The organism is Pseudomonas sp. TH10, assembly GCF_016651255.1.
Classification (GTDB): domain Bacteria; phylum Pseudomonadota; class Gammaproteobacteria; order Pseudomonadales; family Pseudomonadaceae; genus Aquipseudomonas.
In genome coordinates this window covers 1-11,820 of sequence record NZ_JAEKEG010000159.1, presented here as the reverse complement: position 1 = coordinate 11,820, position 11,820 = coordinate 1, and the positions used below count along the sequence as shown (strand labels likewise).

Sequence of the window (11,820 nt, the reverse complement as noted above, 5' to 3'; positions counted from 1 at the left end):
TCGTTGTTCAGGTCTGCCAGGATGTCGCAGATCCAGCCGGCCAGTTCCTTGCACTCAGCTTCCTTGAAGCCGCGAGTGGTCACGGCCGGAGTGCCGAAGCGCAGGCCGGAAGTGACGAACGGGGAGCGTGGATCGTTAGGCACGGAGTTCTTGTTCACGGTGATGAAAGCCTTGCCCAAAGCGGCGTCGGCATCTTTACCGGAGATGTCCTGCTTGATCAGCGACAGCAGGAACAGGTGGTTTTCAGTACCGCCCGATACCACGTCAAAACCGCGCTCGATGAACACGCCGGCCATGGCCTTGGCGTTCTTCACCACTTGTTGCTGGTAGGTCTTGAACTCAGGCTGCAGCGCTTCCTTGAAGCAAATCGCCTTGGCAGCGATCACGTGCTCCAGCGGGCCACCCTGGGCGCCCGGGAATACTGCGGAGTTCAGCTTCTTCTCGATGTCGGCGTTGGCGCGTGCCAGGATCAGGCCGCCACGTGGACCGCGCAGGGTCTTGTGCGTGGTGGTGGTCACGACGTCAGCGAAAGGCACCGGGTTCGGGTAGACGCCAGCGGCGACCAGACCGGCTACGTGAGCCATGTCGACGAACAGGTAGGCGCCCACCTTGTCAGCGATTTCGCGGAAGCGCGGGAAGTCGAGGATCTGCGAGTAGGCAGAGAAACCGGCCACGATCATTTTCGGCTTGTGTTCAACCGCCAGGCGCTCGACTTCGTCGTAGTCGATCAGGCCGTTGGCGTCGATGCCGTACTGAACGGCGTTGTACAGCTTGCCGGAGGAGGAAACGCTGGCGCCGTGGGTCAGGTGACCGCCGTGGGCCAGGCTCATGCCCAGAATGGTGTCGCCACCTTGCAGCAGGGCCAGGTAAACAGCGGCGTTGGCTTGCGAACCGGCGTGCGGCTGAACGTTGGCGTAATCGGCGCCGAACAGTTCTTTGGCACGGTCGATAGCCAGTTGTTCAACGATGTCGACGTACTCGCAACCACCGTAGTAGCGCTTGCCTGGATAACCTTCGGCGTACTTGTTGGTCAGGACCGAGCCTTGAGCTTCCATCACCGCTGGGCTGGTGTAGTTTTCCGAAGCGATCAGCTCAATGTGTTCTTCCTGGCGCTGAGCTTCTTGCTCCATGGCGGCAAAAAGGTCGGCGTCGTACTTGGCAATAGTCAAATCACGGCTGAACATGGCGGTCCTCAAGGATCGGGGGCAGAAAAGGGGGGCATTCTAACCCAATGGGTTTTGGATGGCATATGAAACGACATCATGTCGCAGACAAGTGGCGTTCATGAAAGATGTGCGGTGCTTTTGAAGGCCTCTTCGCGAGCAGGCTCGCTCCCACAGTAACCGAGGCAGGCCTGCGATTTTGTGATCGACATCAATTCCTGTGGGAGCGAGCCTGCTCGCGATGGCTTCCCTGCAAAAATCTCAGTCGAACTCGAACAACGCCTCACGCCCGAACTGCGCCTCAAACCGGCTCGCCGGCATCGGTCGCCCGAACAAATACCCCTGAACTTCATCGCACCCATGCTCACGCAGGAAATCCAGCTGCTCCTGGGTTTCCACGCCTTCGGCGATCACCGCCAGGTTGAGGCTGTGGGCCATGGCGATGATCGCCCGGGCGATCTGGGCGTCCTGTTCGCCGGAGGGCAAACCGTCAACAAACGTGCGGTCGATCTTCAGCACGTCGATCGGGAATTGCTTGAGGTAGTTCAGCGATGAGTAACCAGTGCCGAAATCATCAACCGCGATGCTCAGGCCAAGGTTTTTCAGCCCGGCGAGAATCTGCATCGCCTCGCTGACTTCACGCATCAGGATACTTTCGGTCAGTTCCAGCTCCAGACACGCTGGTGGCAGACCGGTTTCGCGCAGGATCGTGGCGATCCGCGTGCCGAGTTGGCCGTCGGAGAACTGTCGTGCGGAAATGTTTACCGACACCTTCGGTACGCGCACGCGGTTCTGGTGCCAGGTCTTCAGTTGACGGCAGGCCTCGCTGATCACCCAATCGCCAACGTCGACAACCAGCCCGAGTTCTTCCAGCACCGGAATGAAATCCCCCGGCGGTACCAGCCCGCGTCGAGGGTGGCGCCAGCGCAGCAAGGCTTCGGCACCGGTCAGACGCTTGCCGTCACCGCTGAATTGCGGCTGGTAATAGAGCACGAATTCGTCCTGCTCCAGGGCATGGCGCAGGTCGCTTTCCAGCTCCAGACGCTCCAGCGCACTGGCGTTCATGTCGGCCTGATAGAACTGGAAGTTGTTCTTGCCGCGTTCTTTGGCGTGATACATCGCGGTGTCGGCGTTCTTCATCAATTGGCTGAGTTCGTTGCCGTCCTGCGGGCTCAGCGCGATGCCGATACTGGCGGTGACGAAAAACTCGCGCCCCTCGAGCACGAACGGTCGCACCAGGCTGCCGAGAATCTGTTCGGCGACATGGATAGCTCGGTTCAGCGCCATTTCGCGGCTGGACCGATGCTGCAGCAGCAGGGTGAATTCGTCGCCGCCCATCCGCGCCACGGTGTCGTCATCGTCGACGCAGGCCAGCAGGCGCGTGGCCATGTCCTTGAGCATGCGGTCGCCCGCAGCGTGACCAAGGGAGTCGTTGATCGGCTTGAACCGGTCGAGGTCGAGGAACATCAGCACCACCCAGCCTTTCTGCCGTTCCGCCGATTGCAGAGCGGTGTGCAGGCGATCCTGGAACAGCGTGCGGTTCGGCAAATGGGTCAAAGCGTCGTAGTAGGCGAGGCGGTGGATGCGCTGTTCGCTGGCCTTGCGCTCGCTGATGTCGCTGAAGAAGCACACGTAACTGGCCAGATCACCTTCATCGTCGAGCACCGCGGTAATGCCGACCCACGCCGGGTAATGCTCGCCGTTGCGGCGCTTGAGCCAGACTTCGCCTTCCCAGGTGCTGTGCTGATGCAGTTGCTTGAGCACGTAACGCAGATGAGCATCCTGTTGTTCGTCGACGGTGAGCATGTTCGGCAACTGGTCGAGCACTTCGCTCACCGCATAACCACTGACGCGGCTGAAGGCTTCGTTGGCCTGCACGATGTAACCGGCTGGGTCGGTGATCAGGATTGCCGAGGTCGAGTGCTCGAACACCGTCGCCGCCATGCGCAGATCTTTCTCGGCGCGGCGTTGCTGACTGATGTCGCGACCGACCCCCAGCACGCCTTCGAAGGCTCCCTGGTCGTCCCACACCAGCACCAGACGCAGCTCGATCGGGATCTTGCGGCCGTCGGCGCGCAGGCAGTCGAACAGGAACATTTGCGTCTGCACCTGGCTGCGCAACAGCGCCAGTTGCTCGGGTTTGTCCAGTGCTTTGCTGACCCGGTCCATCAGGGTGTAGATGCCGCTCAGTTGCTGCGGGTTGGCGATGGTCGATTGCCAGCCGTTCTGGAAAATCCACTCGGCGTCGTAGCCCAGCACCGCTTGCACCGAGGGGCTGACGTAGTTCAGCGAGAGCTTGCTGTCGGTGGAGAAGATCACGTCACTGATGCTTTCGGCGAGCATGCGATAACGCTGCTCGCTGTCGCGCAGCGATTCACTGGCCTCGATCTGCTCGGTGATGTCCTTGGCCACACCGATGATCCGCGTGACCTGATCGTGCTTGTCGCGCGCCAACGCCTGTTCGCGAATGTCGAAACGCCGCCACTTGCCGTCGCGGTGACGGAAGCGCAGTTGGCATTGCAGTAACTGGCTGTACCCGGCGTGCCGCTGCATCTGCCGCGAACGATGGTAATAATCGGCGTCTTCCGGGTGCAGGAGGATTTCCCAGAAGTACTCGCCCATCTGGTGCAGTTCGGTGCGGTTGTAACCGAGGGTCTGGCCGAGGTGGTGGTTGCTGAAAATCATCCGCTGGCTGATCACGTCCTGCACATACAGATGGTCCGGCACTGTGCGCACCACGTCCGACCAGAACCCTTCGCGCTCCAGCAGCGACAGTTCGATCAGCTTGCGGCTGGTGATGTCGTTGATGCTGAGGATCACCGCTTTATAGTCGTGCTGCTCCTGCGGCAGGCGCAACACCATCCACAGGTGCTGGTCGCGGCCGTTGATGTCCGGCAGTCTGATTTCCAGTTCCAGCTGTTTGTGCCCCTGCAACACGGCTTCGAGTATCGGCAGGCCGATGGCCGAACTGGTCAGTGGATTGCCGTCGATCAGGCGCTTCCAGGCCTCCTCCGGGGCATTGACGTCCAGTAGCAGCAGGGCTACCTCGTTGACTTCGGTGATGCGCATTTCGCGCAGCAACTGTTCACGTTGCGTTGGCACGGCCAGCCAGCTTTGCAACTGTTCGGTGTCAAGGATGCGGGCCTTGTCGAACGCACTCTTGAGCCCGGACAGATCCAGCACACACAGGGCCACGCCGGTGCCTTCGAAAATGTCCTGATAGCGTCGGCGACCCTCATGCAACTGGCGCTGACGCCGACGCATGTTCAGCAGTGCGATCACCGGCAGCATTGAAAACGCCAGGCCGAGCAGGCATTTGCCGATGAACGCCGGCAATAAATGCTCGATCACGCGTTGACGGTCGAACAGCCCGCGCAGTTGCCAGTCGCTGCTGCTCAGAGGCACTGTCAATACGCTGTTGGCCAGGTCCTCTGCCGTCAGTTCGCTGGGCTCAGACACCGGTACGGCGTTATCGCGGCTGACAATTTGCCGATTGATGCGGTTTTCCACCAGCCACAGCGGGCGGATGCCGGCTTCATTCTGCTTGGCCAGCGATGCGAAGAAGGCCGGAGACAGGCGCAGCGCCCAATAACCGCGAGTGCTGCTGGCCTGGTGCAGCAGCAAATGGACCATCGAGCCGTCGTCGGCATTGCTGAAATAGTGCGCCTGGGCGCGGCTGCGCTGAACCAGCTGGCTCAAGTAGTCGGCATCGTTACTGTCCACGGCGCTGTCGCTGAGCACTTTTCCAGACGGACTGAGCAGTGCCAGGCTGCGTACATCAGGCAGCGACTGCTGGATTTTGCGCAGCAGCGCCTGTTGTTCTTCGTGAGTCTGTGGCTGCTCGACGATCGGCAGCAGGTTCAGGGCGATCTGCGCGTTCAGCGCCATATTCAGGCTGATTTGAGAAGCCAGGTCGGCGGTGTAGTCGATGGTGTACTGACGCTGGTTTTTCTGGGTTTCGCGCAGTTGATCGAGCAGTTGCCAGAACAACAGCGCCAACAGTAAAAGCACCAGCGTCGCCAGCGCGCCCTTTAATGTTCCGCGCAGGGGCGAGCCGGGCGCCGGATGGGTGCTGCTCACAGAGGCTGGCGGAGTGACATTGGACAAGCTGTAATCCTGCGGTTTGGCTGGACTGGCGCGACGTGCACTATAAGCCGGACGCCCGAAGGGCGGCTAGCATGCCTTGAGTTGTGGCGAAGTGCCAGCCCCTCGCGGCTGGACTGCCTTCCGTCATTCAGGTAGCTTTGCCGGTTACGCGGGAGCGTTCCAGCTCCTAGACTCAGACTTTTTCAGCGCGCACGCATTGATAACCATCAAGTGAACGACGCGCATGGTCTGGCCGGGCATCGCCTGCGCTGCAATCATTCATCTGTCACTGACCCAAGGTTCTCCATGGCTCAATACGTCTTCACCATGCATCGGCTGGGCAAAGTTGTTCCGCCGAAGCGGGAAATTCTCAAAAACATTTCGCTGTCCTTCTTCCCCGGCGCCAAGATTGGCGTGCTCGGCCTCAACGGTTCGGGTAAGTCCACGCTGCTGAAAATCATGGCGGGCGTCGACACCGAATTCGAGGGCGAAGCCCGTCCGATGCCGGAACTGAACATCGGCTACCTGCCGCAGGAACCGATCCTGGATCCGACCAAGACCGTGCGTGAAGTGGTCGAGGAAGCGGTTAGCGTGATCAAGAACGCCCAGGCTCGCCTGGACGAGGTCTACGCCGCTTACGCCGAGGAAGATGCCGACTTCGACAAGCTGGCTGCCGAACAGGCCAAGCTCGAGGCGATTCTGCAGGCCAGCGATGGTCACAACCTGGATCGTCAGCTGGAAGTGGCGGCCGATGCACTGCGTTTGCCCGCCTGGGACGCCAAGGTCGAATTCCTCTCCGGTGGTGAAAAACGTCGTGTGGCCCTGTGCCGCCTGCTGTTGTCGGCCCCGGACATGTTGCTGCTGGACGAACCGACCAACCACTTGGACGCCGACTCCGTTGCGTGGCTGGAGCACTTCCTGCACGACTTCCCGGGCACCGTGGTAGCGATCACGCACGACCGTTACTTCCTCGACAACGTCGCTGGCTGGATTCTGGAACTCGACCGCGGCGCCGGTATCCCGTACGAGGGCAACTATTCGGGCTGGCTTGAAGCCAAGTCCAATCGTCTGGCTGCAGAATCCAAGCAGCAGTCGGCCCACGAAAAAGCCATGAAGGAAGAACTGGAGTGGGTGCGCAAAGGCGCCAAGGCACGCCAGTCCAAGTCCAAGGCTCGTCTGCAACGCTTCGAAGAAATGCAGTCGCAGGAATTCCAGAAGCGCAGCGAAACCAACGAGATCTACATCCCGGCCGGTCCGCGCCTGGGTGACAAGGTCATCGAGTTCAAGAACGTCTCCAAGGGTTACGGCGATCGCGTGCTGATCGACAACCTGTCGTTCTCCATGCCCAAAGGCGCCATCGTGGGTGTGATCGGCGGTAACGGCGCGGGTAAATCCACGCTGTTCCGCATGTTGATGGGCAAGGAGACTCCGGATTCGGGCACTATCGAAGTCGGCGAAACGGTGCAACTGGCGTGCGTCGATCAGAGCCGCGATGACCTCGATGGCAGCAAGACTGTATTCCAGCAGATCTCCGACGGTTCCGACCAGATCCGCATCGGCAACTACGAGATCCCGTCGCGTACCTACGTCGGACGCTTCAACTTCAAGGGCGGCGATCAGCAGAAGTTCGTCAAGGACCTCTCCGGTGGTGAGCGCGGTCGTCTGCACCTGGCGCTGACCCTGAAGGAGGGCGGTAACGTCCTGCTGCTCGACGAACCGTCCAACGACCTCGACGTTGAAACCCTGCGTTCTCTGGAAGAAGCCCTGCTGGACTTCCCGGGCGCCGCCATTGTGATCTCTCACGATCGGTGGTTCCTTGACCGCGTCGCGACGCACATCCTGGCGTACGAAGACGACTCGCAAGCGATCTTCTTCGAAGGTAACTACACCGAGTACGAAGCCGACCGCAAAAAGCGTCTCGGCGAAGCAGCTGCCCAGCCGCACCGTGTACGACACAAGAAACTGGCCTGATATCGGGTTGGTTGCATGAAAAAGCGGAGCCTTCGGGCTCCGTTTTTTTTGCCCGGTTTTTTCAGGAAAACCGAGGTGGATTCATCGCTGGCAAGCCAGCTCCCACAAAGTGTTGTGCAGGCAATAAATCTCGATTCACCACCCATCCCCGTGGGAGCTAGCCTGCTAGCGATGGCGGTGTAACTGTTGGTGCATTATGTCGAGTCGATCTCCCTATTCAGGTGCAAAAACGGCCGAAAAACAGACTTATTTATATCCTGTGCACCATTTAATTTCATAACTGCGACATTTTGCGCTGTTCCTGTGCGCGAATCGTTTGCTACAGTCCGGCTCAATCTCTTCCAACGACAATAAATTTGCCGAGACTTTTCCCATGATCGAATCCGTCGAATCCTTCCTCGCACGCCTGAAAAAACGCGACCCGGATCAACCCGAATTCCACCAGGCTGTCGAAGAAGTCTTGCGCAGCCTGTGGCCGTTTCTCGAAGCCAATCCGCATTACCTGACTTCAGGGATTCTGGAGCGTATCTGCGAGCCGGAGCGGGCGGTGGTGTTCCGCGTTTCGTGGGTCGATGATCAAGGCAAAGTCCAGGTCAATCGCGGTTTCCGCATCCAGATGAACAGCGCCATCGGCCCCTACAAGGGCGGCTTGCGTTTCCATCCTTCAGTGAACATGGGCGTGCTGAAATTCCTCGCCTTCGAACAGACCTTCAAGAACTCCCTGACTTCGTTGCCGATGGGCGGCGGCAAGGGCGGCTCTGACTTCGATCCGAAGGGCAAGAGCGACGCCGAAGTCATGCGTTTCTGTCAGGCCTTCATGAGCGAGTTGTACCGGCACATCGGTGCAGACGTTGACGTGCCGGCGGGCGATATTGGCGTCGGTGCCCGAGAGATTGGCTTTTTGTTCGGTCAATACAAGCGCCTGAGCAACCAGTTCACCAGCGTGCTCACAGGCAAGGGCCCGAGCTACGGCGGCAGCCTGATTCGGCCCGAAGCCACCGGTTTCGGTTGTGTCTATTTCGCCGAGGAAATGCTCAAGCGCCAAGGCGCAACCGTCGAAGGCAAGCGCGTGGCGATCTCGGGTTCTGGCAACGTCGCGCAGTACGCGGCCCGCAAGGTCATGGATCTGGGCGGCCAGGTCATTTCGTTGTCGGACTCCGAGGGCACGCTCTACTGCGAAGCCGGTTTGACTGAAGAGCAATGGTTGGCGGTACTGGAACTGAAAAACGTCCAGCGCGGGCGAATCAGTGAGTTGGCTGCGCGCTTCGGCCTCGAGTTCCGCGCCGGTCAGAGCCCATGGGATCTGGCCTGCGACATCGCGCTGCCATGCGCAACGCAGAATGAACTCGATGCCGAGGCCGCCCGCGCATTGCTGCGCAACGGCTGCATCTGCGTGGCCGAAGGCGCCAACATGCCGACCACGCTGGAAGCCGTGGACCTGTTCATCGAGGCAGGGATTCTGTTTGCGCCAGGCAAGGCCTCCAACGCAGGCGGCGTCGCGGTAAGTGGCCTGGAAATGTCGCAGAACGCCATGCGTCTGCTGTGGACTGCCGGTGAGGTCGACAGCAAGTTGCACGCGATCATGCAGTCGATCCACCACGCTTGCGTGCATTACGGCGAAGAAAATGGCCGGATCAACTACGTCAAAGGCGCGAACATCGCAGGCTTCGTCAAAGTCGCCGATGCGATGCTGGCGCAAGGCGTGGTTTAAGCCGGTTCGATGCGGATCACTTCAATCACTTGATCACCGACGGGGCGTTGCCACAGCACCTCATCCCCGAGTTGCGCCCCAAGCAGCGCCCGGCCCAGCGGCGAGCCCCAGTTGATCAGGCCCGCCGATGCGTCCGCCTGATCCTCGCCCACCAGCTGGACGGTCTGTTCAGCGTTGTGCTCGTCGGCAAACGTCACCCGACTGCCAATCTGCACCTTTTGCGTCGAGCTCGCGGGTGTTATCACCTGCGCGCTGAGCACGCGCTGGTTGAAATAGCGTAAATCCCGTTGCAGGTCCGCCTGGCGCTGTTTGTTCGCCTGTTCTCCCTTGGCCGACTCAGCGCCGAGCTGCTGCTGCAGTTCGGCAACCTTGGCCTGCAACTGGGTCAGTCCGGTGGGTGTGACGTAGTTGGGCTGCGCGCTGACCTGCCGTTCGACAGGCTGATCGGCTTGCGCAGCGGCGTTATCTTCATTGACGAAGGCGCGACTCATGGTTTTCTCCCGTTATAGGGTTTGGGCCATGGTCGCAGTCATTTAGTTTCGACGGATGCCCGTGAGCGACTCATTGCGAGCGATAGGCGCGCGCCGCATCCTGGTCCTTCTGCTGTTGCCAGGCCTTATCGCGGTCATCCCAATGGTGGCTGCGATAGTCTGCACGATCCTGATTTTCCAGCATCGCCTGGCACTGGCGAAAGCCATCGCTCCAGCCTTCGGCATAGTGCGGGTCCTTGAGATAACGCGGGACGTTTTTGCGAAATTCACCGGTCATCGCCCCGGCCGCCTGACGACCACTGACGCAACCGTCATCGAAGCCGTCGGCGAAGGCAGGCGGATAGCCCTTGGCGATCAGGTCTTCGTGGGTCGACTGGCAACCCGCGCACAACAGCAGCAATCCCAGCATACCTGCGCAACGCCACATCTCAGACTCCTGACCGTTCGACGGCCTATGCAGTCAGTCTAGAAGTCGATTCGTTGTCGGGATGTGAAAGGAAGATCAAAAGATCGTCCGAACGCTGCTCGAGCCTTCGGACGATCTTTTGATCTAGTAGTGATACCACTTCATCTCAAGCATCACTTCATTCTCAGGCGATGCCATGTGGCTGAACTCGCGCTGCGCACTCAGGCGCAGGCCCAGGTTTCGCGACAGCTCCCACTGCTGATTCAAGCTCACACTGCGCCGCACCTCGCCATTGGTGAAAAAATCACCTTTGGTTTCCAGGCTGAAATTACCCAGGGGTTTTTCCACAGCACCCCGGTATTAAATCCGGCGGCGGGGGCGATGAATTCGGCGAAGTCATTGTTGTGCTCTACCCGCACGGTGCCCATGACAAACCCGAGCATGTCTTCGCTCAATTGCCAGGTCCCGCCGCCGCCACCGTTGACGTGACTGACCAGGTTCTCGTCATCGTGCTTGCCCGGAACGCGTTCCAGGCCACCAGTGACTTGCCACGACAGCGGTTGCAGCAACTCATTGCGCGGGGTCAGTGAGCGGATGGTTGCCAGGTCCAGTTGCTGGAATTGCCAGTGATTGCCTTCGTACTGGCGCAGCTTCATTTGCAGGATCTCGATCTGTGCGCCGAGCGGGAAGCTTTCGGCGTTGTCGTTGAGGTCGTGGTAAGCCATGCGCAAGCCATATTCGCCGAACGCACGATCGCCACGGGTGCCGAGACCGGCCTGCCAAGTGCGCGATTCGTGGCCATCTTCCGGCAAGCCCGGTTGCGGTATATCCAGATCGGGTGCCGGGTTCTTGTTGATCGCCCGCAGCAGTTCGAAACTGCGTTGCGCCCGCTGCGGATCACGCTCCTGCCCGTTGGCGCGATAACGCTCCAGACGATACGCCGCATCGATGATCAACGCCTGGCGGTCGCGGGGCAGGGCTTTGAAGGTCGGGTCTTGCAGCACTTGTTGATCGGCGCTGACTTTCAGCACCCATTGCTGTTCATCACTGTTGAGCGGCTCGGCGCGGCTGAGCAATTCGCGCTCGCGGGACGGACGATATTGAATGCTTTCCACCAGCCCGGCTTCTTTCACCGCTTTGACCGTGTCGGTGGGAATCGCGGTCAGCGGGAATTGCTCGGTCAGACGCAGGCTCGGCCGTGCGACTTGCAACAGTTCGAGCAAACGGTAGGAGCAGTTTTCATCGAAGAAGAAATAGTCGAACTGGATCTGCTTCAACTCCCACACATGTTCGACCATGCGTGCGGTTTCTTCCTGGGTCAGATTAAGCCGGTATTCCCACAGGTCGCGGTTTTCCAGGCTGCGGTATTCGGAGAGTTTTTCCTGATACGGCACCAGCGCGAACAGCCCCGGATAGCCGCCCATCAAGCCTTTCCAGGCGTAAAGAATGCTGTTGTCCGAACCTTCGATGTAGGCGCCGAAGTTGATCGCGTAGCTGAGCAACGAGGTCTTGTCGGCCTGCACATCAGCCTGGTCGATGCGCAGCAGGGTGTGGCCGAACATCGATGACGGGCTGTTCAAATAAGCCGCCGGGAAGATCATCACCGCACTGTGTGGCGAGACGTCCTTGATCCATTGCTTGAATTCGGCACATTGCGGGGCCGGCAAGTCCGTCAGGTTCAGTTGCGCCTTCAGCCAGCGGGTGCGTGCCGGGTAGACGCATTGTGCGTGTTGTTCGCCTTTGCTTGCCGGGGCGTACAAGGCCTGCACAGTGGCGGCCAGTTCGCGGTCCGGATGTTCGTTGCCGTCCGGCGCGAGGAAAAACTTGCGGTCACTGACATAGCTGCGCCAGCCACCGAGCTTGGCAGTTTCGTAGTGGCCCAGGGAGATCCAGAAAGGGTCGTTAGCCAGTTGCTGCAAACGTTCAGAGTCGATGTTTGGCGCGGCGGACAGCGGGGCGCAGGCACAGAGCGCCAACCAGGCAAGACGTTTG

6 protein-coding genes and 1 pseudogene are annotated in these 11,820 nt (G+C 59.9%); 2 read left to right on the top strand and 5 right to left on the bottom strand.

From position 1 onward, the window contains the following. On the bottom strand, positions 1–1,184 hold a 1,184-nt coding region (glyA, locus tag JFT80_RS21355), incomplete at its 3' end, for a serine hydroxymethyltransferase (protein ID WP_201149248.1). 240 nt (positions 1,185–1,424) lie between these two features. Further along, the gene (locus tag JFT80_RS21350) at positions 1,425–5,270 is read right to left on the bottom strand and encodes a bifunctional diguanylate cyclase/phosphodiesterase (protein ID WP_201149247.1); all 3,846 of its coding nucleotides are present in this window, start codon (positions 5,268–5,270) and stop codon (positions 1,425–1,427) included. 285 nt (positions 5,271–5,555) lie between these two features. Between JFT80_RS21350 and ettA the strand changes: the two genes are divergently transcribed. Together ettA and gdhA are read left to right on the top strand one after the other, a co-directional pair. Next, the gene (ettA, locus tag JFT80_RS21345; RefSeq protein ID WP_201149250.1) at positions 5,556–7,220 is read left to right on the top strand and encodes an energy-dependent translational throttle protein EttA; all 1,665 of its coding nucleotides are present in this window, start codon (positions 5,556–5,558) and stop codon (positions 7,218–7,220) included. Between the two features lie 373 nt (positions 7,221–7,593). Beyond that, positions 7,594–8,931 carry an NADP-specific glutamate dehydrogenase gene (gdhA, locus tag JFT80_RS21340; protein ID WP_201149246.1) on the top strand — a complete coding sequence of 446 codons (1,338 nt, stop codon included), beginning with the start codon at positions 7,594–7,596 and terminating at the stop codon, positions 8,929–8,931. Here the strand turns inward: gdhA and JFT80_RS21335 are convergent. The 3 genes and pseudogenes from JFT80_RS21335 to JFT80_RS21325 form a co-directional block, all read right to left on the bottom strand. Further along, positions 8,928–9,422, bottom strand: coding sequence for a GreA/GreB family elongation factor (locus JFT80_RS21335; protein ID WP_201149245.1), 495 nt, complete (start codon positions 9,420–9,422; stop codon positions 8,928–8,930). The genes gdhA and JFT80_RS21335 overlap by 4 nt on opposite strands. A gap of 70 nt (positions 9,423–9,492) precedes the next feature. Further along, the gene (locus tag JFT80_RS21330) at positions 9,493–9,849 is read right to left on the bottom strand and encodes a hypothetical protein (protein WP_045059339.1); all 357 of its coding nucleotides are present in this window, start codon (positions 9,847–9,849) and stop codon (positions 9,493–9,495) included. Between the two features lie 123 nt (positions 9,850–9,972). Beyond that, positions 9,973–11,820: pseudogene (locus JFT80_RS21325) on the bottom strand (DUF4105 domain-containing protein); the annotation flags it as partial.

Bases quoted from the DNA above. Each gene is read 5' to 3' on its own strand.
- ettA (WP_201149250.1), top strand. From the start codon at position 5,556: ATGGCTCAATACGTCTTCACCATGCATCGGCTGGGCAAAGTTGTTCCG.
- gdhA (WP_201149246.1), top strand. From the start codon at position 7,594: ATGATCGAATCCGTCGAATCCTTCCTCGCACGCCTGAAAAAACGCGAC.
- JFT80_RS21335 (WP_201149245.1), bottom strand. From the start codon at position 9,422: ATGAGTCGCGCCTTCGTCAATGAAGATAACGCCGCTGCGCAAGCCGAT.
- JFT80_RS21330 (WP_045059339.1), bottom strand. From the start codon at position 9,849: ATGTGGCGTTGCGCAGGTATGCTGGGATTGCTGCTGTTGTGCGCGGGT.